21 protein-coding genes and 1 riboswitch are annotated in these 24,567 nt (G+C 73.2%); of the genes, 15 read left to right on the top strand and 6 right to left on the bottom strand.

Annotation, left to right across the window (positions count from 1 at the left end; genetic code table 11):
- Window positions 1–176: 176 nt before the first annotated feature.
- A complete protein-coding gene (locus tag F1C15_RS05015) occupies window positions 177–491 on the bottom strand; it encodes an antibiotic biosynthesis monooxygenase (RefSeq protein ID WP_185233335.1) in 315 nt (104 codons plus the stop codon).
- A gap of 71 nt (window positions 492–562) precedes the next feature.
- A complete protein-coding gene (locus tag F1C15_RS05010) occupies window positions 563–1,045 on the bottom strand; it encodes an FBP domain-containing protein (protein WP_056056592.1) in 483 nt (160 codons plus the stop codon).
- Window positions 1,046–1,468: 423 nt separating this feature from the next.
- Between F1C15_RS05010 and F1C15_RS05005 the strand changes: the two genes are divergently transcribed.
- The 7 genes from F1C15_RS05005 to gcvP all read left to right on the top strand — a co-directional run bounded on the left by F1C15_RS05005 (window position 1,469) and on the right by gcvP (window position 9,929).
- A complete protein-coding gene (locus F1C15_RS05005) occupies window positions 1,469–2,305 on the top strand; it encodes a putative protein N(5)-glutamine methyltransferase (RefSeq protein ID WP_185233333.1) in 837 nt (278 codons plus the stop codon).
- A gap of 51 nt (window positions 2,306–2,356) precedes the next feature.
- A complete protein-coding gene (locus tag F1C15_RS05000) occupies window positions 2,357–2,815 on the top strand; it encodes an SseB family protein (RefSeq protein WP_082514536.1) in 459 nt (152 codons plus the stop codon).
- Between the two features lie 77 nt (window positions 2,816–2,892).
- Window positions 2,893–3,384: a hypothetical protein gene (locus tag F1C15_RS04995; RefSeq protein ID WP_056056588.1), complete on the top strand. Its 492-nt coding sequence runs from the start codon at window positions 2,893–2,895 to the stop codon at window positions 3,382–3,384.
- Window positions 3,381–4,772, top strand: coding sequence for an HD domain-containing protein (locus F1C15_RS04990; RefSeq protein ID WP_185233331.1), 1,392 nt, complete (start codon window positions 3,381–3,383; stop codon window positions 4,770–4,772). Before F1C15_RS04995 ends, F1C15_RS04990 begins: the two co-directional genes overlap by 4 nt.
- Before the next feature lie 74 nt (window positions 4,773–4,846).
- Window positions 4,847–4,950: riboswitch (glycine riboswitch) on the top strand.
- 221 nt (window positions 4,951–5,171) lie between these two features.
- Window positions 5,172–6,491, top strand: coding sequence for a glycine cleavage system aminomethyltransferase GcvT (gene gcvT, locus F1C15_RS04985; RefSeq protein WP_185233329.1), 1,320 nt, complete (start codon window positions 5,172–5,174; stop codon window positions 6,489–6,491).
- A 130-nt stretch (window positions 6,492–6,621) separates the two neighbouring features.
- The gene (gene gcvH / locus F1C15_RS04980) at window positions 6,622–6,999 is read left to right on the top strand and encodes a glycine cleavage system protein GcvH (protein WP_056056584.1); all 378 of its coding nucleotides are present in this window, start codon (window positions 6,622–6,624) and stop codon (window positions 6,997–6,999) included.
- A gap of 101 nt (window positions 7,000–7,100) precedes the next feature.
- Window positions 7,101–9,929: an aminomethyl-transferring glycine dehydrogenase gene (gene gcvP / locus F1C15_RS04975; protein WP_255465572.1), complete on the top strand. Its 2,829-nt coding sequence runs from the start codon at window positions 7,101–7,103 to the stop codon at window positions 9,927–9,929.
- An 83-nt stretch (window positions 9,930–10,012) separates the two neighbouring features.
- Here gcvP and F1C15_RS04970 read toward each other — a convergent pair whose 3' ends face one another.
- Window positions 10,013–10,807 (bottom strand): CPBP family intramembrane glutamic endopeptidase, encoded by a 795-nt coding sequence (locus F1C15_RS04970; RefSeq protein ID WP_255465571.1) that lies wholly within the window; start codon window positions 10,805–10,807, stop codon window positions 10,013–10,015.
- 282 nt (window positions 10,808–11,089) lie between these two features.
- On the opposite strand from F1C15_RS04970, the gene F1C15_RS04965 reads away from it, so the two are divergent.
- From F1C15_RS04965 to F1C15_RS04940, 6 genes are all read left to right on the top strand, one after another.
- On the top strand, window positions 11,090–12,712 hold the full coding sequence (locus tag F1C15_RS04965) for an ABC transporter substrate-binding protein (protein WP_185233323.1): 1,623 nt from the start codon (window positions 11,090–11,092) through the stop codon (window positions 12,710–12,712).
- A 149-nt stretch (window positions 12,713–12,861) separates the two neighbouring features.
- The gene (locus tag F1C15_RS04960; RefSeq protein ID WP_185233321.1) at window positions 12,862–13,791 is read left to right on the top strand and encodes an ABC transporter permease; all 930 of its coding nucleotides are present in this window, start codon (window positions 12,862–12,864) and stop codon (window positions 13,789–13,791) included.
- On the top strand, window positions 13,781–14,737 hold the full coding sequence (locus F1C15_RS04955; RefSeq protein WP_185233319.1) for an ABC transporter permease: 957 nt from the start codon (window positions 13,781–13,783) through the stop codon (window positions 14,735–14,737). Before F1C15_RS04960 ends, F1C15_RS04955 begins: the two co-directional genes overlap by 11 nt.
- Window positions 14,734–16,488: an ABC transporter ATP-binding protein gene (locus F1C15_RS04950; protein ID WP_185233317.1), complete on the top strand. Its 1,755-nt coding sequence runs from the start codon at window positions 14,734–14,736 to the stop codon at window positions 16,486–16,488. Before F1C15_RS04955 ends, F1C15_RS04950 begins: the two co-directional genes overlap by 4 nt.
- A gap of 143 nt (window positions 16,489–16,631) precedes the next feature.
- A complete protein-coding gene (typA, locus tag F1C15_RS04945) occupies window positions 16,632–18,542 on the top strand; it encodes a translational GTPase TypA (RefSeq protein WP_056056572.1) in 1,911 nt (636 codons plus the stop codon).
- 131 nt (window positions 18,543–18,673) lie between these two features.
- Window positions 18,674–19,198 carry a hypothetical protein gene (locus F1C15_RS04940; RefSeq protein WP_185233315.1) on the top strand — a complete coding sequence of 175 codons (525 nt, stop codon included), beginning with the start codon at window positions 18,674–18,676 and terminating at the stop codon, window positions 19,196–19,198.
- A 46-nt stretch (window positions 19,199–19,244) separates the two neighbouring features.
- Here the strand turns inward: F1C15_RS04940 and efeB are convergent, their stop codons facing one another.
- Genes efeB through efeU form a run of 3 tightly spaced genes read right to left on the bottom strand, consistent with a single transcriptional unit; the run spans window position 19,245 to window position 22,700 of the window.
- Window positions 19,245–20,591, bottom strand: a complete 1,347-nt coding sequence (gene efeB / locus F1C15_RS04935) for an iron uptake transporter deferrochelatase/peroxidase subunit (RefSeq protein WP_167259759.1) — start codon at window positions 20,589–20,591, stop codon at window positions 19,245–19,247.
- 13 nt (window positions 20,592–20,604) lie between these two features.
- Entirely contained in the window at window positions 20,605–21,798 is a 1,194-nt protein-coding gene (gene efeO / locus F1C15_RS04930) for an iron uptake system protein EfeO (protein ID WP_056056568.1), read from the bottom strand.
- On the bottom strand, window positions 21,795–22,700 hold the full coding sequence (efeU, locus tag F1C15_RS04925) for an iron uptake transporter permease EfeU (protein ID WP_056056566.1): 906 nt from the start codon (window positions 22,698–22,700) through the stop codon (window positions 21,795–21,797). Before efeU ends, efeO begins: the two co-directional genes overlap by 4 nt.
- Before the next feature lie 166 nt (window positions 22,701–22,866).
- On the opposite strand from efeU, the gene F1C15_RS04920 reads away from it, so the two are divergent.
- Window positions 22,867–24,240, top strand: coding sequence for a PIG-L family deacetylase (locus tag F1C15_RS04920; RefSeq protein WP_056056563.1), 1,374 nt, complete (start codon window positions 22,867–22,869; stop codon window positions 24,238–24,240).
- Window positions 24,237–24,563: a ferredoxin gene (gene fdxA / locus F1C15_RS04915; RefSeq protein WP_056056561.1), complete on the top strand. Its 327-nt coding sequence runs from the start codon at window positions 24,237–24,239 to the stop codon at window positions 24,561–24,563. The genes F1C15_RS04920 and fdxA overlap by 4 nt, the downstream gene beginning before the upstream one ends.
- Window positions 24,564–24,567 lie beyond the last annotated feature (4 nt).

The following is a 24,567-nucleotide window of genomic DNA, read 5'->3' as shown; positions in this document are numbered from 1 at the left end:
AGCAGGCTACGCGGGAAGCCTGGAGTCCACTGGGGACGCGGGGCACGGCAGTTCGACGTCGAGGCACCCGGCCCCTGCGCCCTCGTGCATCGCACGGTGCCGACGAACCACGTCCTCGCCGCGGAACCCCGCCGCGGCAGGGTTCCGCGGCGAGGACGGGGTTCCCCAGGCGCGGGCTAGAGGTCGACGACCTCGAACTCGAGCAGGTCGGCGCCCGAGGCGACGGGCCGGCGCGGGGCCTCGGCACCGTCCGCGGGAGGCCCGGCGTGGGCGGCCTTCGCGCCCGTCTCGGACCACGCGCGGAACGACTCTTCGTCGGCCCAGGTCGTGACGACGAAGTACCGCGACTCGCCCGCGACGGGGCGGAGCAGCTGGAACCCCTCGAAGCCGGGGGCCCCGTCGACCGAGTGCTTGCGGGCGGCGAAGCGCGACTCCAGCTCGGAGCCGGCCCCCTCGGGCACGTGGATGGCGTTGATCTTGACGACGGACACGGGGTCTCCCTCTGCGGTTCGTGGGGCGCGGTGCCGACCGGCACCGCGCCTCCTCGACGATAGGGCGGTGGTCAGGCCGTCTTCATGACGTTCGCCGTGAATCCGCGGACGCGCTCGGTGAGGCCCGCGGCCCGGCGGTCGATCTGCTCGGGCGGGTTGAGGTGCGGCGGCGCGACCCGGATCAGCAGCGAGCACGCGAGGTCCTCGCAGATGTAGGTGCCGACGGTGTCGCCGTTGGCTCCCGCCTCGCCCGCCTTCGGCGCCGTGAAGAGCCGCACCTGCGTGGCCGGCTGGGGGGAGTGGCAGAGCGAGCACATCGCCGCGATGCCGGGGCGGAGCGAGGCACCGGAGGAGCGCACGACGAGGCCCACCGGGCGGTCGTCGACCCAGTGCACGATGTAGCCGCGCTGGTGGGCCTGCGGGTCGCGCCAGCCGAGGAACTCGCGCTCGCTCCAGAGCATCTCGTGCAGGCCGGGGATGGGCAGGCGGTCCAGGTCGCCCGGCAGGGCGTTGACGAACGACTCGCGGATGTCGGACTCGGTCAGCGGCTTCATGTTCTCCCTCGTGCCGTCGGTGCTGCGAGCCTACGCGGCCCGGCCGCGCCGCCGCCGGGCGTGGGCCTGGTGCGGTGCGTGTGCGCGTGCCGTGCCGATGCGGCGGGTCCCTGTCCTCGTGGGCGTGCCCGCGCCGGCCCGCCGGGGAGGACGGCGACCCGCCGACCGTCCCCGGGCTCCTGGCCGGGCACGGTGCCGGGGGAGGTCCGGACCTGGCGGTCTGGATCCGCTGATCCACTCTGGAGTGGATCAGCGGATCCGGGGCCCGTCCCGTGCGGGCTCGGTGCAGGAGGAACAGGGGGTGCGGCGGGTCCGCGTCCTCGTGGGCGGGCCCACGATGGCCCGCCGGGGAGGAGGGCGACCCGCCGCACCACTGCCGGGGAGGACAGCGACCCGCCGCACCCCGGGGCCTACGCTGGCGGCGTGGTCGAACAGCGGGCGGGGCGGGGCGACGAGCAGCACGTCGTCGACCGCCTGCGCGCCGCCGGCTGCGTCTTCGCGGAGGACGAGGCCCGGCTGCTCGTCGAGGCCGCGACCGGCGGCGAGCGCGAGGCGATGGTCCGTCGGCGCGTCGCCGGCGAACCCCTCGAGCAGGTGCTCGGCTGGGCGTCCTTCGACGGCCTGCGCGTCCCCGTCGTGCCGGGGGTGTTCGTCCCGCGTCGCCGCACCGAGCTGCTCGTCGACGTCGCCGACGCCCTCCTCGACGGCACGGGCGCCGGAGCCCCCGTCCGCCGCGGCGCCCCCGCCCGCCCCGTCGTCGTCGAGCTCTGCTGCGGCGTCGCCGCCGTCTCCGCGGCCCTGCTGCACCGCCGCCCCGGCCTCGACCTCGTGGCGGCCGACCTCGACCCCGCGGCGGTCGCCCGTGCCCGGCTCACCCTCGGCGACCGCGCGTCGGTGCTCGAGGGCGACCTGTTCCGGCCGCTGCCCCCGCGCCTCCTCGGCCGGGTCGACGTGCTGGTCGCCAACGCGCCGTACGTCCCGACGGGCGCGATCGCGACGATGCCGCCCGAGGCGCGCCTCCACGAGTCCGTGCTCGCCCTCGACGGCGGCGCCGACGGGCTCGACCTGCACCGGAGGATCGCGGGGGAGGCGCGGGCCTGGCTCGCCCCCGGCGGCAGCCTCCTGGTCGAGACGAGCGAGGCGCAGGCCGACGCCACGGAGGCCCTGCTGGCCGCGGCCGGACTCGTCACCCGCGTGCACCGCGACGACGACCGCGACGCGACGGTCGTGGCGGGCCGGTCGGAGGCGCGGGTCGGCTGACGCGCCGACCTCACGGAGCCGACTCGGAGGTCGACCGGGCAGGATCGACGGATGACCGCTACGGAGAACCGCGAACCGACCGCCCTCGAGCAGGCCATCAGCAAGGGCCAGGCAGGGGAGGGAGACATGAACTCCGTCCTCGCCGAGTTCGTCAACTCGCAGGTCGTGGTGCCCACCGCGACCGACGCCCAGGAGTCCCTCAACGACCTGCAGCCCGTGCTGTTCGACCGCGAGGGCACGCCGATGCTCGCCGCCTTCACCCACGTCGACATGGTCGGCGAGCAGGTGAAGGGCGTGGCGCAGTACACGGCCGTGCTGCCCGCCGCCGAGCTCGTGCAGGCCATCCCGGCCCAGACCGGCCTCGTCGTGAACCCCGGCAACGCCGAGGGCTTCGAGATGCTGCCCGAGGGCGTGGCCCAGCTCGCCGGCGACGTCCGCGCGCTGGTGGCGGCCCACCAGGCCGCCGGCTCGCCCGAGCCCGGGCAGCCCGGCACGCCCGCCCAGGCCTGACGCCCCGGCTCGACCTCCCCGACGCCCCGACCGCGACCCCGCGGCCGGGGCGTCGTCCGTGGCAGGATCGGCGCACCATGACCTCCGCCACGCCGCAGCCCACCGACGTCGTCTCCGCCGCCCTCGCGATGCCCCCGTCGCCCGCGGTCGTCTTCCGCTCGAGCGCGGAGGAGGCGCTGCCCGCGACGCCGTTCCGCGTCACGGTGCCGACGCCCGCGAGCCTCGACCCGCTGGTGGCCTCCGACAACCTCGGCTGGCCGACGCTCGTCGCCGTCGTCACGCGCACGGGCCGCGACCTCTCGGCGCTCTCGTCGCAGCCCTGGCAGCGTGAGTGGCTGCTGCTGCCGGGCACGACGTACGTGGCCGTGCCCTCGCCGCCCGAGCTGCTCGCCGGGGTGCGCGTGCTCGTGCTCGACGAGGTCGTCGACGACGGGGGCGCCTCGCAGGCCCAGCTCCCGCCCGACATCGCCGTGCTCATGGCGCACGTGCGCGACGCGGTGCTCGCGGCCGACGAGCGCGACGACGTGCCGGTGCCGTTCCCCGGCCGCTTCACCGGCCCCCTGGCGTGACCGACGCGGGCGGCCGCCGGGCCGCACCGGGCCTCGTCGTGCCGACCCGCGCCTCCTCGGCCGTCGTCGGCGTGCTGACGGACCTCGGCCTCCGCCCCCTCGTGGTGGGCGGCACCGTGCGCGACGCGCTGCTCGCCGAGCGGCGCGGCCTGCCGCCCGAGCCTCCCCGCGACCTCGACCTCGAGGCGCACGGCGACGTGTCGACCGAGGTGCTCGGGGCCGCGCTCGCCCCGCTCGGCCCCGTCGCCGTCCGCGGCGCGGCCTTCCTCGTCGTCTCCGTGGTCGTCGACGGCGAGGAGGTCGAGGTGTCGGTCGAGCCGCTCGTGGCGGGCCGGAGCGTCGCCGAGGCCGACCGAGCCGCCGCCGCCCGTCGCGACCTGACCGTCGGCGCCATCGCCTGGGACCCGGTCTCGCACGAGCTCGTCGACCCGCACGGCGGCGAGGCCGACCTCGCGCGCGGCGTGCTGAGGCACGTCTCCGAGCACTTCGGCGACGACCCGCTGCGCGGCCTCCGCGTCGTGCAGCTGGCCGGCCGGCTCGGCTTCGCGGTCGCCGCGGAGACGGCCGCCCTCTGCCGCGAGCTGCTGCCCGCCGCGGCCGACCTGCCCGTCGAGCGGATCTGGGCCGAGTGGCGGAAGCTCGCCCGCCGGGCGGTCCACTGGCCGGAGGCGCTGGTCGCCCTGGAGCAGACCGGCTGGCTCGCGCGGTGGCCCGACCTCGCGGCCGTGCGCGACGTGCCGCAGGACCCCGCCTGGCACCCCGAGGGCGACGTGTGGACCCACCTCGGGCTGGCGGCCCGCGCCGCGGCCACGGCCGCCGAGGAGGAGGGCACCGCCCCGGCCGACCGTGAGGTGGCCGTGCTCGGGGCCCTGCTGCACGACCTCGGCAAGGCCACGCACACGCAGCTCGGCGACGACGGGCGCGTGCGGTCGCTCGGGCACGCCGAGGCCGGGGTCGACCCCGCCCGGCGCACGCTCGCCGCGATGGGGGCGCCCCGCGCCGTCGTGGAGCGGGTGCTGCCGGTGGTCCGCGAGCACATGACCCACGTCTCGGTGCCGGGGCGTCCCTCCGGCCCCGCCGTGCGACGGCTGCGCCGACGGCTCGCCCCGGCCGGGCTCGACGACTGGGCGCGGGTCGTCGACGCCGACGCGGGCGGGCGGGCCGGGGCGTCCCGTCGGGGGGCCGCCGACGCCTGGCGGGAGGTCTCCGCGGCGACGCCGCCGACGCCGGGGCGCGGCCTGCTTACGGGGCGCCACCTCATCGACGCCGGGCTGACGCCGGGGCCGGCGTTCCGCGAGACCCTCCGGGCCGCGGCGGCTGCGGAGGACGACGAGGCCTACGTCGACGAGGCCGGCGCGGTGCGCTGGCTGGCCGCCCGGCTCGGCTGAGCCGCTCGCCCCCACGAAACCTGCTCGTCACACGCCGCCTGTAGGCTGCCCCCCACAACCGAACATCGGGCCACGAACACGTCGCGGGAGAGCTCCGGTGCGCAGATGCTGCGCCGACCGGGCACCGAAGGAGCAAGCTCCCCGCCAATCTCTCAGGTACGCGTACCGCGACGGACTGGCCACTCTGAAAAGCAGGAGGCACCGCGCCGTCGTCAGGTCGGCCGACGTCCTCCTCGCCCACGGTGAAAGCCGACCTCGGTCGGTGAAGCTCTCAGGCCCATGACAGAGGGGGAGCCGCGACCAGCGACGCTGGCCGCTGCCCACCCCGTCGTGCAGGTGCTGCACGGCATCGCTCCCGGCCGGCGACACCCGCGGCCGGGCCGTCCCTCCAGGAGTCCGATGTCCGACGCGTCCTCGAACCTGCCCGCCGCCCCAGGCCCCACCGACGCCGACCTCGTCGACGACGAGCTCGAGCCCGAGCCCCCCGTCGGCGCGGAGGCCGTCGGCGACGTCGTCACCGGCGACGACGGCACCGAGGGGGTCGCGACCGGTCCGGGCGCCGGCGACCTCGAGGTCGTCGACGGCGCGGAGGCCGAGGCGCTCGCCGCCGACGAGCCCGACGAGCGGCTGAGCCCGCTGCACGACGTCCACGTGGCGGCGGGCGCGAGCTTCACCGACTTCGCCGGCTGGCAGATGCCCGTCCGCTACAGCTCCGACCTCGCCGAGCACCACGCCGTGCGCACCGCCGCCGGCCTCTTCGACCTCTCGCACATGGCCGAGATCGCCGTCTCCGGCCCCGAGGCCGGGGCCTTCCTCGACCGGGCGCTGGCCGGCACCCTCTCGACCATCGCGGTCGGCCGCGCGAAGTACTCGCTGCTGCTCAGCGCCGAGGGCGGCATCGTCGACGACCTGGTCGTGTACCGGCTCGACGACGACGACTTCCTCGTCGTGGCCAACGCCTCGAACCGCGACGCGGCCTTCTCCGCCCTCGCGACCCGCGCCTCCGGCTTCGACGTCACGGTCGACGACGAGAGCGACGACACCGCGCTGATCGCGATCCAGGGGCCCGAGGCCGAGGGCGTCCTCGACGAGCTGGTCACGAGCGACCGCCTCCAGCCCGACGCGCCGCTGTCGACCCTCCGCTACTACCGCGTGCTGCAGGGCACGTTCGACGACGCCCCCGTCCTGATCGCCCGCACCGGCTACACCGGCGAGGACGGCTTCGAGCTCTACCTCGACCCCGAGACCGCACCTGAGCTGTGGGCGGCGCTCGCCGAGGCCGGCGCGCCCCGCGGCGTCGTCCCCGCGGGCCTCGCCAGCCGCGACACCCTCCGCCTCGAGGCCGGCATGCCGCTCTACGGGCACGAGCTCGGCCTCGACGTGCGACCCGCCCAGGCCGGGCTCGGCCGCGTCGTCGACACCTCGAAGGAGTTCGTCGGCAAGGCCGGCGTCGAGCCCGCGCCCGACGCCCGCGTGCTCGTCGGCCTCGCGCTCGAGGGCCGCCGCGCCGCCCGCGCCGGCTACCCGGTGGTCACCGACGACGGCACGGTCGTCGGCGAGGTCACCTCGGGGGCTCTGTCGCCGACCCTCGGACACCCCGTCGCCATGGCGTTCGTCGACCCCGAGGTCGTCGAGCGGGGCCACGGCCTCGCCGTCGACGTGCGCGGCACGGCGATCCCGGCGGCGGTCGTCCCGCTGCCGTTCTACAAGCGCTCCTAGCCCGGCCGCTCGCTCGCCCGCGGCCGGCCCGCCCGGCCGGCACCGCGCCTCCCGCACCGCCCTCCCGCACCGCCCCCACGACCCCAGCCCCCGCCTCCGTCGCACGACGGCCCCCACGAAAGGCCCGGCCATGACCGACCTCACCGCCCTGAAGTACACCTCTGAGCACGAGTGGCTGCTCATCGACGGCGACACCGCCACCGTCGGCATCACCGACTACGCGGCCGACAAGCTCGGCGACGTCGTCTACGTCGACCTGCCCGCCGAGGGCACCGAGGTCGAGACCGGCAAGGTCGTCGGCGAGATCGAGTCGACCAAGTCGGTCGGCGAGCTCTTCGCCCCCGCGCTCGGCACCGTGCTCGAGGCGAACCAGGCCGTCGTCGACAGCCCCGACCTCGTCAACAGCGACCCGTTCGGCGAGGGCTGGCTGATCAAGATCACCCTGTCGTCGAACGACCAGGTCGGCCTCCTCTCGCGCGACGAGTACGTCGCCCTGACCGCCGAATGAGCGCCGTGACCGAGGGCAGCGTGTTCGGCGACTGGTCCGACCGCGCCGCGACGGGCTTCGTCGACCGCCACGTCGGCACGACCACGGCCGAGCAGCGCGCCATGCTCGACGTGCTGGGGCACGACAGCGTCGCCTCGCTCGTGAGCGCCGCGGTGCCCGACAGCATCCACGCGTCCGCCGTCGAGGGCTCGGTGCTGCCCGCCCCGATCGGCGAGGAGGAGGCGCTGGCCGAGCTCCGCGGGCTCGCCGACCGCAACCGCGCCTCCCGCAGCATGATCGGCCTCGGGTACCACGACACCGTGACCCCGGCCGTGATCCGCCGCAACGTGCTCGAGAACCCGAGCTGGTACACGGCCTACACGCCGTACCAGCCCGAGATCTCGCAGGGCCGCCTCGAGGCCCTGATCAACTTCCAGACCATGGTCTCCGAGCTGACCGGCCTGACGACCGCCAACGCGTCGATGCTCGACGAGGGCACGGCCGTCGTCGAGGGCATGCTGCTCGCCCGCCGCGCGTCGAAGGCGCCGAGCGACGTCTTCGTCGTCGACGCGGACGCGCTGCCGCAGACGAAGGCGCTGCTGGCCGGTCGGGCCGAGGCCGTCGGCGTCGAGATCGTCGAGCTCGACCTCGCGACGACCGCGCCCGCCGACCTGCCGGCCGCCTTCGGCGTCTTCGTGCAGTACCCCGGCGCCTCGGGCGCCGTGTGGGACCCTGAGCCCGTCGTCGAGGCAGCCCACGCGGCCGGGGGCCTCGCGGTCGTCGCCGCCGACCTGCTCGCGATGACCCTGCTGCGGGCGCCCGGCGAGTTCGGCGCCGACGTCGCCGTCGGCACGAGCCAGCGCTTCGGCGTGCCCATGGGCTTCGGGGGCCCGCACGCGGGCTACATGGCCGTCCGCACCGGTCTCGAGCGTCAGCTGCCCGGGCGCCTCGTCGGCGTCTCGCAGGACGCCGAGGGGCACCCCGCCTACCGGCTCAGCCTCCAGACGCGCGAGCAGCACATCCGCCGCGAGAAGGCGACCTCGAACATCTGCACCGCCCAGGTGCTGCTCGCCGTGATGGCCTCGATGTACGCGGTCTACCACGGCCCGTGGGGCCTCCGGCACATCGCCGGGCGCGTGCACGACCACGCCGTCGACCTCGCCGCGGCGATCGCGGCCAGCGACCTCGAGCTCGAGCGCGACACGTTCTTCGACACCCTGCAGGTCTTCGTGCCCGGCCGGGCCCGGGAGGTCGTCGCCAGCGCCCACGAGCGCGGCTACCTGCTCTGGGCCGTCGACGACGACTGCGTGCGCTTCTCGTTCGACGAGACGACCACCCGCGACGACGTCGCGGTGGTGGCCGACGTGCTCGGCGTCACGCTGCCCCCGCTCGACGCGGCGGCGCGGGTCGAGGTCCTGCCCGAGGCGGCCCTCCGCACCTCGGACTACCTGACGCACCCGGTCTTCCGCACCCACCGCAGCGAGACCAGCATGATGCGCTACCTCAAGCACCTCGCCGACAAGGACTACGCGCTCGACCGCGGCATGATCCCCCTCGGCAGCTGCACGATGAAGCTCAACGCCGCGACCGAGATGGCCGCGGTGACCTGGCCGGAGTTCGCCGGGGTCCACCCGTTCGCCCCGGCCTCCGACGTCGAGGGCTACCTCGAGATGATCGGTCAGCTCGAGGGCTGGCTCGCGGAGGTCACCGGCTACGACACCGTCTCGCTGCAGCCGAACGCGGGCAGCCAGGGCGAGCTCGCCGGCCTCCTCGCGATCCGCGGGTACCACCGCGCGAACGGCGACCTCGCCCGCACGGTCTGCCTCATCCCGCAGAGCGCGCACGGCACGAACGCCGCCAGCGCCGTCCTCGCGGGCCTCCGCGTCGTCGTCGTCGCCTGCAACGAACAGGGCGACGTCGACCTCGCCGACCTGCGGGCCAAGGTCGCCGAGCACGCCGACGACCTCGCCGCGCTGATGATCACGTACCCGTCGACGCACGGCGTCTACGAGCACGACATCCGCGAGGTCACCGACGCCGTCCACGCGGCCGGCGGCCAGGTCTACGTCGACGGCGCGAACCTCAACGCCCTGCTCGGCGTCGCGCGCTTCGGCGAGTTCGGGGGCGACGTCTCGCACCTCAACCTCCACAAGACGTTCTGCATCCCCCACGGCGGCGGCGGCCCCGGGGTCGGGCCGGTCGCGGCGAAGGCGCACCTCGCGCCGTTCCTGCCCGGCCACCCGCTCGCGCAGCAGGCCGACCGCCGAACCGGCGCCTCCGCCGCCGGTGCGGGCGAGCGCCTCGCACACGGGGGCGTCCCCGTCTCGAGCGCCCCCTACGGGTCGCCGAGCATCCTGCCGATCAGCTGGACCTACGTCCGGATGATGGGCACGGAGGGCCTCACCGCCGCGACCGGCGCCGCCGTGCTCGCCGCGAACTACGTCGCCGCCCGCCTGCGCGAGCACTACCCGGTGCTGTACTCGGGCGAGAACGGCCTCGTGGCGCACGAGTGCATCCTCGACCTGCGCCCGCTCCGCGACGCCACCGGCGTGACGGTCGACGACGTCGCGAAGCGCCTGGTCGACTACGGCTTCCACTCGCCGACGATGTCGTTCCCGGTCGCCGGCACGCTGATGGTCGAGCCGACCGAGAGCGAGGACCTCGCCGAGATCGACCGCTTCGTCGACGCGATGATCGCCATCAAGGCGGAGGCCGACCAGGTCGCCGCCGGTCGCTGGTCGGTGGAGGAGAGCCCGCTGCGCGGCGCGCCGCACACGGCGGAGTCGGTCATCTCGGGGGAGTGGTCGCGCGACTACACCCGCGACGAGGCCGTCTACCCCGTCCGGTCGCTCGTGCGCGGCAAGTACTGGCCGCCGGTGCGCCGCATCGACCAGGCCTGGGGCGACCGCAACCTGTTCTGCGCCTGCCCGCCGGTGGAGGCGTTCGCCTAGGCGCCGTCCGCGCCCACCGACCGCGTCCCCGCCCGACGGCGCCCCGGCCGCCCCGCGAGAGCGGAGCGGCCGGGGCGCCGTCGTCAGCTCGGCAGGCCGAAGAACGAGGGGAAGGTCGCGGCGGCCCACGGGTAGCCCACGAAGACCGCGGCGTCCATCAGCACGTGCGCGACGACGAGCGGCAGCACGCGCCCGGTGCGCGCGTACAGCCAGCCGAAGGCCAGCCCCATCACGAGGTTGCCGACGAACGCGCCGAACCCCTGGTACAGGTGGTACGTGCCCCGGAGCAGGGCCGCCGTGACGATGATGGGCCAGGTCCGCCAGCCGAGGTCGCGGAGGCGCGCGAAGAGGTAGGCGACGACGATGACCTCCTCGGTGACGCCGGCGCGCAGGGCCGAGAGCAGCAGCACCGGCACCGTCCACCAGTGCTGCGCGAGGTCGGTGGGCACCACGGTCACCGTGAGGTCGAGGGCCTTCCCGACGAGGTAGAGGCCGATGCCCGGCACGCCGATCGCGAGGGCGATGCCCGCTCCGCCCGCGACGTCGCGGCCCGCGCGCGAGAAGTCGACCCCGAGACGGCCGAGGTGCGGCCGGGCCTCCCGCCAGAGCAGGAAGGCCACCAGCAGCACCGGGACGAGGTCGACGGCGATGCCCATCAGCTGGTAGAGCAGGTCGAAGACCGGCCGGTCGCTGAGCGACGAGTTGAGCGTCGCGGTCTGCTGCGAGAGGGCGACGTCGCGGGTCAGCCGGTTCGCCAGCGACAGGAGCGAGTACACCGCGGAGGCGCCGAGCGACAGGGCGAGGACGATCGCGATCTCGGCCCGCACGCGCCCTCGGGAGGGCAGCCCGCCGTCGTCGGACAGCCGGGCCCTCGTCACGTCGCTCACGCGGCTGATCGTACGGGACGGCCACACCTGTCGTGCGGGGCCGGGGATGATAGCGGCAGCCTCGGGGATTCCTCGCAGCAGATCCATGCGAGATGCAGGCCCCACGCGCAACGAACTGTGCGTCGACGCAACGAATCGGCGAGTTGGTTTCCGTCGTGTAACCGTTCTCCGTGAGGTTTGGTGATGCCTCCGGGCGGTGCTTAGGGTACTTGCATCCAACGCGGCACGGCTCATGGGGGCTGTGCTGCGTCCTTTCTTGCATCAGGAGGAACATTGAAGAAGACGCGCATGGGCCTCGGGGCCATCGCCGTCGTGGGGACGGCAGCACTCGTCCTCACGGGCTGCGCCAGCGGTGGGGACTCGGGCGACTCCGCCTCGGGCGACTCCAGCGCCATCATCACCACCAACGGCAGCGAGCCGCAGAACCCGCTGATCCCGTCGAACACCACCGAGACCGGTGGCGGCAAGATCATCGACTCCGTCTTCGCCGGGCTCGTCTCGTACAACGCGAAGGGCGCGACCGAGATGGACGCGGCCGAGTCGATCGAGTCGGACGACAACAAGCTCTGGACCATCAAGCTCAAGGAGGGCCAGACCTTCACCGACGGCACCCCCGTCACGGCGGAGTCCTTCACGAAGGCCTGGAACTGGGCCGCCCAGTTCTCGAACGCGCAGAGCGCCAGCTACTTCTTCGACAACATCTCGGGCTACAGCGCCGAGGCCGACAGCGACCTCGCCCTGACCGTGGTCAGCGACACCGAGTTCACGGCCGAGCTCGCCGCCCCCGCCGCCGACTGGCCGCTGCGCCTCGGCTACAGCGCCTTCTCGCCCCTGCCCGAGTCGTTCTACGACGACACCGAGGCCTTCGGCGAGAACCCGATCGGCAACGGCCCGTACAAGCTGGCGAGCGCCGACGCCTGGACGCACAACCAGGACATCAAGCTCGTCACCAACTCCGACTACGACGGCCCGCGCAAGCCCGTCAACGGCGGCCTGACGATCACGTTCTACACGACGCAGGACGCGGCGTACGCCGACGTGCTCTCGGGCAACCTCGACATCCTCGACCAGGTGCCGGACTCGCAGTTCGCCTCCTACCAGAGCGACTTCCCGGACCGCTTCGCCAACCAGCCCGCGGCGATCTTCCAGTCGTTCACCATCCCCCAGTACCTCGAGCACTTCGACGGCACGACGGAGGAGGGCAAGCTGCGTCGCGCGGCGATCTCCAAGGCGATCAACCGCGACGACATCACGAAGGTGATCTTCCAGGACACCCGCACCCCCGCGAAGGACTTCACCTCGCCGGTCATCGACGGCTACTCGGACGACCTCGAGGGCTCCGACGTCCTGACCTACGACGCTGAGGAGGCCAAGGACCTCTGGGCCCAGGCCGAGGCGATCGCCCCCTACGGCGACACCACCTTCACGCTCGCCTACAACGCTGACGGCGGCCACCAGAACTGGGTCGACGCCGCGACGAACAGCATCGCCGACACGCTCGGCATCAAGGCCGAGGGCAAGTCGTACGCCACCTTCGCCGAGCTGCTCGACGACGAGGACAACGACGCCATGGACGGTGCCTTCCGCTCCGGCTGGCAGGCCGACTACCCGTCGCTGTACAACTTCCTGTCGCCGCTGTACCAGACCGGTGCCGGCTCGAACTACGGCCGCTACACCAGCACCGAGTTCGACGGCCTGCTCGAGCAGGGTGCCGCCGCGACGAGCGCCGACGACGCCACGGCCGACTTCCAGGAGGCGCAGGAGGTCCTGTTCAAGGACCTGCCCGTCGTGCCGCTCTGGTACTCGAACGTGACCGGCGTCTGGGCCGACACCGTCGACAACGTGGAGTTCGGCTGGAACTCGGTGCCCCTCTTCTACGAGGTCACCAAGAGCTAGGTCGTACACCGGGGAGCCCGCTCCCCACAGCGCTCCCGGGGGGTCCGGGGCAGGATGATCCTGCCTCGGGCCCCCCGGCGGGCGTCCACCCCCACCTCCACACGATTGCGACATCGATCAATGCACGCGCAGAAATCCGAGGCGGCCTGATGCTCTGGTACACCGGCCGGCGCCTCCTCCAGCTGATCCCCGTCTTCTTCGGGGCGACGTTCCTCATCTACTTCATGGTCTTCGCCCTCCCCGGCGACCCGGTGGCGGCCCTCTTCGGCGACAAGCAGCCGTCGCCGCAGGTCATCGCCGCGATCCGCGCCGAGTACAACCTCGACCAGCCGTTCATCGTCCAGTACCTGCTCTACGTGGGCGGCCTGTTCACCGGTGACCTGGGCACGACCTTCTCGGGGCGCCCCGTCGTCTCCGAGCTGATCCGCGCCTTCCCGATCACGTTCCGCCTCGCGATGCTCGCCCTCCTCTTCGAGGCCGTCGCGGGCATCCTCGTGGGCCTGGTCGCCGGCCTCCGCAAGGGCAAGGTCTTCGACAACAGCGCCCTCGTGGTCTCCCTGCTGCTGATCTCCGTGCCGACGTTCGTCATCGGCTTCGTGCTGCAGTACGTCTTCGGCATCCAGCTCGGCCTGTTCCGGACGACCGTGAGCTCGCAGGCTCCGTGGAGCGAGCTCGTCCTCCCGGCGATCGTGCTGGCGTCGGTGTCGTTCGCGTACATCGTCCGGCTCACCCGCGCCTCCGTCTCGGAGAACATGAGCGCCGACTTCGTCCGCACGGCGACGGCCAAGGGCCTCACGCGTCGTCGCGTCGTCGGCGTGCACATCCTCCGCAACTCGCTCGTGCCCGTGGTCACGTACCTCGGCGTCGACATCGGCTCGCTGATGGTCGGGGCGATCGTCACGGAGGGCATCTTCAACATCCAGGGCGTGGGAGGCACGGTCTACCGGGCCATCCAGCTCGGCGAGGGCCCGACCGTCGTGTCGTTCGTGGCCGTCATGGTCATCATCTTCATGCTGGCCAACCTGCTCGTCGACCTGCTCTACGCCGTTCTCGACCCGAGGATCCGCTATGCCAAGTAACACGACCCCCGGCCTCTCGCCCGACCACTTCGTCGCGCCGCTCGAGGACACGCCGCTCCGCGCCGTCGACGCCGTCGACGAGTCGGAGAAGCCCCGCTCGAGCTGGGACGACGCGTGGGACGCGATGAAGACCCGGCCCCTGTTCTGGATCTCCGCGGTGCTGATCCTCCTGGTCATCGTCGTCGCGGTCTTCCCGCAGCTGTTCACGTCGACCTCGCCCACCAGCGGGGCGAGCCTCCCCGACAGCAACGGCGGCCCGGAGTCCGGGCACCCCATGGGCTTCACGCTCCAGGGGCTCGACGTCTACGCCCGTGTGATCTACGGCACCCGCGCCTCCCTCACGGTGGGCCTCCTCGCCACGGTCATCGTCACCGTCGTCGGCATCGTCATCGGTTCGCTCGCCGGCTACTACGGCGGGTGGCTCGACGCCGTCGTGTCGCGCATCGGCGACATCTTCTTCGCCATCCCCACCGTGCTCGGCGCGATCGTGCTCATGTCAGTGCTGCCCTCGCGCACGCCGCTGACGGTCGCCCTCGTGCTGTCGCTCTTCGCCTGGCCGCAGATCGCGCGCATCATGCGCGGTTCCGTGCTCGGCGCGAAGAGCAGCGACTACGTGATGGCCTCGACGGCCCTCGGCGTCTCGCGCTTCCGCATCCTGCTGCGTCACGTGGTGCCGAACGCGATCACCCCGGTGATCGTCGTCGCCACCGTCTCGCTCGGCACGTTCATCGTGGCCGAGGCGACGCTGAGCTTCCTCGGCATCGGCCTCCCCAGCGGCGTCATGTCGTGGGGCAACGACATCGACGCGGCCCGCTCGTCGCTCCGCGTCGCCCCGATGCCCCTGATCTGGCCCGCCGCCGCGCTGTCGGTGACGGTCCTGTCGTTCCTCATGATGGGCGACGTCGTGCGCGACGCCCTCGACCCGAAGGCGAGGGCTCGTCGATGACCGACACCTCCACCCGTCCCGAGCCGGCCCGCGCCTCCTCGACGACACCCCTGCTCGAGATCAAGGGCCTCAAGATCGGCTTCAAGACCCAGTCGGGCTACGTGGACGCCGTCCGCGGCGTCGACTTCACGATGATGCCGGGCGAGCGCCTGGCCATCGTCGGCGAGTCGGGCTCGGGCAAGTCGACCACCGCGACGTCGATCATCGACCTGCTCCCCGGCGCGGGCGAGGTCACCGGCGGTCAGATCCTGTTCGAGGGCAAGGACCTCACGAAGGCCAGCGCCGCCGAGATGCAGGCCATCCGCGGCCGCGACATCGGCTACGTCCCGCAAGACCCGATGTCGAACCTCAACCCGGTCTGGAGCATCGGCTTCCAGGTCGAGGAGGCCATCCGGGCCAACGGCGTCGCGACCGGCAAGCAGGCCGTCCGCGAGCGGGCGATCGAGGTGCTGAAGGAGGCCGGGCTCGGCGACGCCGACCAGCGCCTCAAGCAGTTCCCGCACCAGTTCTCGGGCGGCATGCGCCAGCGCGTGCTGATCGGCATCGGCCTGTCGTCGCGCCCGAAGCTGCTCATCGCCGACGAGCCGACCTCGGCCCTCGACGTGACCGTGCAGCGACGCATCCTCGACCACCTCGAGAGCCTGACCCGCGACTACGGCACCTCCGTGCTCTTCATCACGCACGACCTCGGCCTCGCTGCCGAGCGTGCCGAGAAGCTGGTCGTGATGTACAAGGGCCGCGTCGTCGAGTCCGGGCCCTCGAAGGAGATCCTGGCCAACCCGCAGCACCCCTACACGCAGCGCCTGGTGGCGGCCGCACCGAGCCTCGCGAGCCAGCGCATCCAGTCGAGCATCGCGCCGAGCCACTCCCACGGCCTCGAGATCTCCGACGAGGGCGCCGACGACGCCGAGCTGATGGCCCGGGCGCGCCAGCGCGAGGAGGCCGGGAAGGCCGACGCGGACTACATCCGGGTCGAGAACCTCTCGAAGGTCTACGCGATCCGCCAGGGCGGCTTCAAGACGACCGAGCTGCGGGCGGTGGACGACGTGTCGTTCAGCATCCCGCGCGGCACGACGACGGCCCTCGTGGGCGAGTCGGGGTCGGGCAAGTCCACCGTCGCCAAGCTCGTCCTGCAGCTGGAGAGCATCACCTCGGGCACGGTCTCGATCGACGGCAAGAGCGTCGGAGCCCTCCGCGGCAAGGACCTCTTCGACTTCCGTCGTCGGGTGCAGCCGGTCTTCCAGGACCCGTACGGCTCCCTCGACCCGATGTACAGCGTGGGCAACACGATCGCCGAGCCCCTCGTCACGCACGGGATCGGTGACCGCAAGAGCCGTCAGGCGCGCGTGCACGAGCTGCTGAACCAGGTCTCGCTGCCGGTCTCCATGGTCAACCGCTACCCGGGCGAGCTCTCGGGCGGCCAGCGGCAGCGCATCGCCGTCGCGAGGGCGCTCGCGCTCAAGCCCGACGTGATCGTGCTCGACGAGGCCGTCTCCGCGCTCGACGTGCTCGTGCAGGGCCAGGTGCTCGACCTGCTCACCGACCTCCAGACGGAGCTCGGCCTCACCTACCTGTTCATCACGCACGACCTCGCGGTCGTCCGGCTGATCGCCGACAACGTCTGCGTGATGCAGAAGGGCCGCATCGTCGAGTCCGGCACCACCGACGAGATCTTCGCGAACCCGTCGCAGCAGTACACGCGGGAGCTGCTCGAGGCGATCCCCGGCGCCGCCTTCGAGTTCGGCCGCTGAGCCGAGCCCGCCCCACCGGGAGAGGGCCCCTCCCGCCGTGTTCGCGCACGGCGAGAGGGGCCCTTTACCACGTGCCGTAGACTGATCGGGCCGGGCTTCGTCCCGACCACTTCCCCCCTCACTCTTTCGTAAGGAATACATCCATGGCGACTGCCATCCGCAGCGACCTGCGCAACGTGGCGATCGTGGCCCACGTCGACCACGGCAAGACGACCCTCGTCGACGCCATGCTCAAGCAGACCAACTCGTTCGACGCGCACTTCGACACCGAAGACCGCATGATGGACGGCAACGAGCTCGAGCGCGAGAAGGGCATCACGATCCTCGCGAAGAACACCTCGGTGCTCTACAACGGTGCCCACGCGACCGACGGCCCGATCACGATCAACGTCATCGACACCCCCGGCCACGCCGACTTCGGCGGCGAGGTCGAGCGCGGCCTCTCGATGGTCGACGGCGTCGTGCTGCTCGTCGACGCGTCCGAGGGCCCGCTGCCCCAGACGCGCTTCGTGCTCCGCAAGGCCCTCGCGGCCAAGCTGCCCGTCATCCTGCTGGTCAACAAGACCGACCGCCCCGACGCGCGCATCGACGAGGTCGTGGCCGAGAGCCAGGACCTCCTCCTCGGCCTCGCCAGCGACCTGAGCGAAGAGGTGGAGGACCTCGACCTCGACGCCATCCTCAACGTGCCCGTCGTCTACGCCTCGGGCCGCAACGGCGCCGCGTCGACGAACAAGCCCGCCGACGGCTCGCTGCCCGACAACGACGACCTCGAGCCGCTCTTCGACGCGATCCTCACCCACGTGCCGGCGCCGCGCTACGACGACGAGCACCCGCTGCAGGCGCACGTCACCAACCTCGACGCCTCGCCGTTCCTCGGCCGCCTCGCGCTCCTCCGCGTGTTCCACGGCACCCTGCAGAAGGGCCAGACGGTCGCCTGGGTCAAGTCCGACGGCACCGTCCAGAACGCGCGCATCACCGAGCTCCTGGTGACGAAGGCCCTCAGCCGCTACCCGGCCGAGAGCGCGGGCCCCGGCGACATCGTCGCCGTCGCCGGCTTCGACACGATCACCATCGGCGAGACCCTCTCCGACCCTGAAGACGTCCGCCCGCTGCCGACCATCACGGTCGACGACCCGGCCATCTCGATGACCATCGGCACGAACACCTCGCCGATCATCGGCAAGGTCAAGGGCCACAAGCTGACCGCCCGCATGGTCAAGGACCGCCTCGACCGCGAGCTGGTCGGCAACGTCTCGCTCAAGGTCGTCGACATCGGACGCCCCGACGCGTGGGAGGTCCAGGGCCGCGGCGAGCTCGCGCTGGCCATCCTCGTCGAGCAGATGCGCCGCGAGGGCTTCGAGCTCACCGTCGGCAAGCCGCAGGTCGTCACCCGTCGTGACGAGAACGGCAAGCTGCAGGAGCCCTTCGAGCACATGACCATCGACGTGCCCGACGAGTACCTCGGCGCCGTCACGCAGCTGATGGCCGCCCGCAAGGGCCGCATGGAGAACATGGCGAACCACGGCTCGGGCTGGGTCCGCATGGAGTTCATCGTCCCCTCGCGCGGCCTGATCGGCTTCCGCACGCAGTTCCTCACCGACACGCGCGGCACCGGCATCGCCAACGGCATCAGCCACGGCTACGGCCCCTGGGCCGGCGAGATCTCGACCCGCACCAACGGCTCGATCATCGCCGACCGCTCCGGCGTCGTCACCCCCTTCGCGATCATCAACCTGCAGGAGCGCATGTCGTTCTTCGTGCAGCCGACCGAAGAGGTCTACGAGGGCATGGTCGTGGGCGAGAACTCGCGCGCCGACGACATGGACGTCAACATCACCAAGGAGAAGAAGCTGACCAACATGCGTCAGTCGACGGCCGACAACTTCGAGTCGATGACGCCCTCCAAGGTGCTCTCGCTCGAGGAGGCCCTCGAGTTCGCCGGTGACGACGAGTGCGTCGAGGTCACCCCCGACGCGATCCGCATCCGCAAGGTCGAGCTCGACGCCAGCGCCCGCCAGCGCAGCACCGCTCGCCTCAAGAAGCAGAACGCGTAGCGCTCCGCACCGAACGCCGTCAGGAGGCGCCCCACCGGCCGGTGGGGCGCCTCCCGTCGTCCGGGGGCCCGGTGGGTGCACCCGCCGCACGTTCTGCGACGCCGCCCAGTCGCGGCCGCTACGGTCGTCGCGTGACCTCGACACCGGCCCGCCCCGCCCGCACCCGCCTCGTCCGCTCCGCCACCGGCCTGTTGCTCGCTGCCGGGCTCGTCGGCGGGCTCACCGCCTGCAGCTCGCTCGACAACGTCGTGGGCAGCGCCGTCGACCAGGGCGTCGAGAGCGTGCGCGGCACGGTCGAGGGTGCCGTCGGCGACGCCGTCAGCGAGGCCCTCGGCGGCGCGAGCGTCTCGACCGACGGCACGCTGCCCGAGTCGTTCCCCGCCGAGGTGCCGCTGCTCGACGGCACGGTGCGCGGGGGAGGCGCGGGGCCCGACGGCTCGGGCTGGGTCGCGCAGCTCGCCGTGGCGAGCCTCGACGACTTCGAGACGGCCCAGGCGGCGCTCGAGGCGGCCGGGTACTCCGCCGCGGGGGTGAACGTCGACGCCGACACCGCGCTCGGCACGTTCACCGGCCCCACGTACCGCGTCGTGCTCACGATCACGACGCAGGCCTCCGACGGCGCGGTGCTCGCGACCTACGTCGTCACGCCCGTCTAGGCGCCGCAGTCGTCGCGGTCACGGTCGCCCCGGGCGACCGCGCCGCTCAGCCGAGCAGGGTCTCGCCGACCCAGCCGCCCTCCGACGCGCCCGGCGGCACCGCGAAGATCGCCGAGCCGACGTGCTTGAGGTACTCGTTCATCCGGTCGTTCCGCGACAGGGCCGTCTGGATCGGCACGAACTGCCGCCGCGGGTCGCGCTGGAAGCACAGGAAGAACAGCCCGGCGTCGAGCCGCCCGAGCTGGTCGTTGCCGTCGACGAAGTTGTAGCCGCGGCGCAGCAGGGTCGCTCCGCCGTTCTGGTCGGGGTGGGCGAGGGCGACGTGCGAGTCCCGCGCGATGGCGGGCCCCGAGCCGTCCGTCGCCGCGGCCGAGAAGTCGGGCGCGGTGAACTCGTCGCCGCCGGAGAGCGGTGCTCCGTCGCGCTTGTCGCGGCCGACGACGGTCTGTTGCTCGGCGAGCGACGCGTGGTCCCACGTCTCGATCGTCATGCGGATCTTGCGGGCGACGAGGTACGAGCCGCCGTCCATCCACGCGCTGCCGTCCGAGCCGGCGGCCCAGACGCCCTCCTCGACCGCCGCGGTGTCCTCGGCCTTGAGGTTGGCCGTGCCGTCCTTGAAGCCGAACAGGTTGCGGGGCGTGCTCTGGCCGCGGGTCGTCGACGAGGTGCGGCCGAAGCCGAGCTGCGACCACCGGAGGGAGGCGCGGCCGAAGGCGATGCGCGAGAGGTTGCGGATGGCGTGCACCGCGACCTGCGGGTCGTCGCTGCACGCCTGCACGCAGAGGTCGCCGCCGGTCAGGGCCTCGACGAGCTGGTCGCCCGAGAAGTGCGGCAGGTCGACGAGGGCGGCGGGCCGTCGGGAGGCGATGCCGTAGCGGTCGGCGCCGGTCGCGTCGGTGAAGAGGGTCGGGCCGAACCCGATGGTCACGGTGAGCCCGGCCGCGGGCAGGCCCAGCGCCTCCCCGGTGTCGTCCGGGGGAGCGAGCGGCGACCCGCCGACGGAGCCGGCCTCGCTCACGTCGAGGCCCTGGGTCAGGCGGGCCGCCGCCGCGCTCCAGTCGCGGAGCAGCGACACGAGGTCGTCACGCGTCGTGCCCCCGGCCATGTCGAACGAGGCGAAGTGCAGGCGGTCCTGGGCAGCGGTGACGATGCCCGACTGGTGGCGGCCGGCGAAGGGGTAGCGGGCGGACGCGCCGGAGGCGCCCGTCGCGTGGGCCTGGACGGCGCGGTCGGCCCCGACCCCGACCCCGGCGCCGAGGACCCCCGCGCCCACGCCCGTGCCCAGCAGGCCGAGCAGGCCCCGCCGGGAGATGCCGCCGCGGGGGGCGCGTGCCTCGCCCGAGCCCGGGGCCGTGCCCTCGTGCTGCTCGTCGTGCCGCTCGTCGTCCGTCACGCCCGGCCGCCCGTCAGCTCACCAGCGCGGCGGTGAGCTCGCTGAGGGGCTCGCTGAGCGCGTTGACGGCGTCGCTGAGCGACTTGGTGTCGGCCGTGGTGAGCTCCGTGTAGCTCGGGAAGCCGGCGTCGAGGCTGCCGTACGAGGCGAGCAGCTCCTCGAGCGCGGCGAGCTTCCCGTCGATCCGGTCGGTGAGCTCAGGGTCCTTCTCGGCGACGATGTCGCGGACGCCCTCGTAGGCGACGCGGGCGCCCTCGAGGTTGGCCTGGAAGTCGTAGAGGTCGGTGTGCGACCAGATCTCCTCCTCGCCGGTGATCTTGCCGGTCGCCACCTCGTCCATCAGGCCGACGGCGCCGTTGCTGATCGTGTCGATGCCGACGGTGAAGTCCGGGGCGGTGACGGCGGCCTGCAGGTCGGCCGTGTCGGCGGTGAGCAGGTCGGCGAAGCGCCCTCGCTCCTCAGGCGTCAGGGGCACGTACGCCTCGCCGCCGTTGTCGTCGGCCGTCGGCTGCCAGAGGTCCTTCTCGATGCGGTGCCAGCCCGTCCACTCGGTGCCCGGCTCGACGTCCGCCTCGCGGAAGTCGATCTTCGGGTCGAGGTCGCCGAACGACTCGGCCACGGGCTCGATGCGCTCGTAGTGGGCGCGCGCGGAGGGGTAGAGCGACCGGGCCGTCGCGTCGTCGCCGGCGCGGTACGCGTCGAGGAAGGCCTGGGTCGCCGGCACGAGCTGGCCGACCTGGTCGTCGACGTAGGCGACGTACGCGGCGGCGGCCGCGTCGACCTGCTCCTTCTCCGTGCCGACCGGCGTCACGGCCGTGCCGGAGTCGGTGACGGTGAACGGCGCACGGACGCCCTCGCCGACGAGGCCGGGGATGCAGGCGGTGTAGTAGTCGCCCGGCTGCACGGCGACGGTGATCGAGGCCGTCGTGCCCGGCCCGATGTTCTCCTTCTCGCTGACGATGCGGAGGCCGTCGTCGCCGAGCAGCTCGAACTCGGTCTCGTCGCTGCCCGCGTTGGTCATGGTGAAGGTCACGGGGCCGCTCGGCACCGAGGTCGCCGAGACCTCGCAGCGGTCGCCGTCGCCCTGGACGGAGACGGTCGTGGCGCCGGCCGTGGCCGACCCGCCGGGGGAGTTGGCGACGCAGCCGGTGAGGGCGAGGGCGGTGAGCAGCGCTCCGGCTCCGAGGGCGAGGGGGCGAGCGGTCATCGGGGGGCTCCTGCGGTGGTGGGGGCGGTGGTCGAGGGGTCGGTGGCCGCGGCGTCGGGGTCGACGGCGTCGGCGGTGCCGGAGGCACGGGGCGCCCGGCGGGGCCCGCGGGTGGCGGCGGTGAAGAGCGGCAGCACCACGGCGAGGTAGGCGAGCCAGGCGCCCACCTGCAGCCAGCTGGGAGTCGCGGTGAAGTTCACGAGGCCCTGCAGCAGCGTGCCCCACCAGCTGGTCGGCGGCACGGCGGCGCTGACGTCGAAGGCGAGGGCCGTGCGGCCGGGCAGCACGCCGGCCTCCTGGAGGTCGCCGACGCCGTAGGCGAGCACCCCGGCCGCCACGACGACGAGCAGGTAGCCGGTCACGGCGAAGAAGCGGCGGAGGTCGACGCGGACGACCCCGCGGAAGATCAGCACCTCGATCGCGACGGCGGTGAGGATGCCGAGGAGGGCGCCGAGCACGGGGGCGTCGCCGCCGCCGGTCGACTGGACGGTCGCCCAGACGAACAGGGCCGTCTCGAGCCCCTCGCGGCCGACCGAGACGACGCCGAGCACGACGACGGCCCAGGCGCCGCCGGCGAGCGCGCGGTCGAGGCCGGACTCCAGCTCGCCGCGCATGCTGCGGGCCGTGCGCGCCATCCAGAACACCATCCAGGTGACGAAGGCCACGGCGACGACCGACAGGCCGCCTCCGATGATCTCCTGGGCCTGGAAGGTCAGCCCGTAGGCGCCGAAGGTGAGGAGGGCGCCGAACCCGAGCGAGAGGACGACGGCGGCGGCGACGCCGGCCCAGAGCCGGGGGAGGACGTCACGACGGTCGACCTTGACGAGGTAGGCGACGAGGATGCCGACGACGAGGGCGGCCTCGAGGCCCTCACGGAGTCCGATGAGGTAGTTCGCGAGCACAGGTGCGGCTTTCGGGTGGGGGACGGCGGGCCGGTCCGTCGGGGCGACGGGGGCCGTCGCGTCGATGCGGGTCCGACCGGACGAACCGGTATGGTGAGGCTTGCCTAACTAAGGTGAGCCTCAGCGCGAACCGACCCTAGTGTCGCTCGGCATATCCTGTCCAGTGATGACTCCTCCCGGCACGGCCCCGGCCGACCCCCGCCCGGCTCCCGGCGCCTCCTCCTCGGCCGCGCCCGCGAGCGGCCCCGCGGCCCGCGAGCACGTGCTGCTCGTGCACGCCCACCCCGACGACGAGACGATCACGACCGGCGGCACCATCGCCTCCCTGCTCGACTCCGGCGCCCAGGTGACGGTCGTGACCTGCACGCGCGGCGAGCTCGGCGAGGTCCTGCCCGACGACCTCGCCCGGCTCCGCGGCGACGAGGCGGGGCTGGCCGTGCACCGCGAGGGCGAGATCGCGGAGGCCCTCCGCGAGCTGGGCGTGCGCGACCACAGGTTCCTCGGCGACCCGGCCGCCCGCACCGCGGGCCTGCCGTCGCGGGCGTACCGCGACAGCGGCATGGTGTGGCGCTCCGACGGCGTCGCGGGGCCGACGCCCGACCTGCACCCGCAGGCGTTCTGCGCCGCCGAGTTCGGCGAGATCGTCTCCGACCTGCAGGCCGTCGTCGACAGCGTGCGGCCCACCGCGATCGTCAGCTACGACGAGGACGGCGGCTACCACCACCCCGACCACGTGCGCGCCAACCGCGCGGCCGTCCGCGTCGCGCGCCTCGCCGAGGTGCCCTTCTTCGCCGTCGTCGCCGGGGCCGACCAGGCCACGGGCGCCGAGGCCGAGGCGCTCGCGGCCGACGCGACGGTGACGACGGTCGACGTGCGGGCGACGACGCCGCGCCGCGTGGCCGCGCTCCGCCGCTACCGCACGCAGCTCGAGGTCGTCGACCTGCCGGGCGGCCGGGCGGGCGTGCGGTACCCGCACGGCGCCGTCGACCCGCTGCCCGACACCGAGTCGTTCCGGGCCGTGCCCGAGCCGGTGCGCACGGTCGACGCGGCCGCCACCACCTCCGAGCTCGCCGAGATGACCCTCGGCGGCCGCCTCGGCACGCTCGCCCTCGCACTCGCGGCGGGCGTCGTCTTCGGGGCGATCGGCACGGTCGCCCACCAGGGCACGACCTCGGTCGCGGGGGTCGACGCGCCCGTCGGCCTCGTCCTGTCGCTCGTGATGGCCGCCGCCCTGCTCGTGGGCTTCCGCCTCGTCTTCCGCTCCCGCCTGGTCACGACGATGACCGCGCTCGGGCTGCTGCTGACGGCGGGCGTCTTCTCCCAGCCCGGGGCCGGCGGCTCCGCGCTCGTGCCCGCGAACCTCGCCGGCCTCGTCTGGTCGTTCGGGCCCCTGCTGATCGCCATGGTCGTGATCGCGTGGCCGACCCTGCCGCCCCGCGACGCGACGGGCGCGCCGACGCCGCCCGCGCCTCCGGCGTCCAGCCCGCTCGGGGATAGGATGGAACCTCTGCCCGACGCGAAGGGAACCCCCCAGACGTGACGTACGTGATCGCCCTCCCCTGTGTCGATGTCAAGGACCGTGCCTGCATCGACGAATGCCCCGTCGACTGCATCTACGAGGGCGAACGCTCGCTCTACATCCACCCCGACGAGTGCGTCGACTGCGGTGCCTGCGAGCCGGTGTGCCCCGTCGAGGCCATCTACTACGAAGACGACCTGCCCGACAAGTGGGCCGACTACTACAAGGCCAACGTCGAGTTCTTCGACGAGATCGGCTCGCCCGGCGGCGCGGCCAAGGTCGGCGTCATCGCGAAGGACCACCCCGTGATCGCCGTGCTGCCGCCCCAGGGCTCCGCCGAGTAGGCGC

Source organism: Frigoribacterium sp. NBH87 (assembly GCF_014217665.1).
GTDB lineage: Bacteria > Actinomycetota > Actinomycetes > Actinomycetales > Microbacteriaceae > Frigoribacterium > Frigoribacterium endophyticum.
The sequence above is the reverse complement of the archived record's forward strand: the minus strand, read 5'-3'. Positions and strand labels throughout refer to the sequence as shown.

Bases quoted from the DNA above. Each gene is read 5' to 3' on its own strand.
- efeO (WP_056056568.1), bottom strand. From the start codon at position 21,798: ATGACCGCTCGCCCCCTCGCCCTCGGAGCCGGAGCGCTGCTCACCGCC.
- F1C15_RS04955 (WP_185233319.1), top strand. From the start codon at position 13,781: ATGCCAAGTAACACGACCCCCGGCCTCTCGCCCGACCACTTCGTCGCG.
- F1C15_RS04960 (WP_185233321.1), top strand. From the start codon at position 12,862: ATGCTCTGGTACACCGGCCGGCGCCTCCTCCAGCTGATCCCCGTCTTC.
- F1C15_RS04995 (WP_056056588.1), top strand. From the start codon at position 2,893: ATGACCTCCGCCACGCCGCAGCCCACCGACGTCGTCTCCGCCGCCCTC.
- gcvT (WP_185233329.1), top strand. From the start codon at position 5,172: ATGTCCGACGCGTCCTCGAACCTGCCCGCCGCCCCAGGCCCCACCGAC.
- gcvH (WP_056056584.1), top strand. From the start codon at position 6,622: ATGACCGACCTCACCGCCCTGAAGTACACCTCTGAGCACGAGTGGCTG.
- F1C15_RS05000 (WP_082514536.1), top strand. From the start codon at position 2,357: ATGACCGCTACGGAGAACCGCGAACCGACCGCCCTCGAGCAGGCCATC.
- F1C15_RS04920 (WP_056056563.1), top strand. From the start codon at position 22,867: ATGACTCCTCCCGGCACGGCCCCGGCCGACCCCCGCCCGGCTCCCGGC.
- typA (WP_056056572.1), top strand. From the start codon at position 16,632: ATGGCGACTGCCATCCGCAGCGACCTGCGCAACGTGGCGATCGTGGCC.
- F1C15_RS04950 (WP_185233317.1), top strand. From the start codon at position 14,734: ATGACCGACACCTCCACCCGTCCCGAGCCGGCCCGCGCCTCCTCGACG.
- F1C15_RS05010 (WP_056056592.1), bottom strand. From the start codon at position 1,045: ATGAAGCCGCTGACCGAGTCCGACATCCGCGAGTCGTTCGTCAACGCC.
- gcvP (WP_255465572.1), top strand. From the start codon at position 7,101: ATGCTCGACGTGCTGGGGCACGACAGCGTCGCCTCGCTCGTGAGCGCC.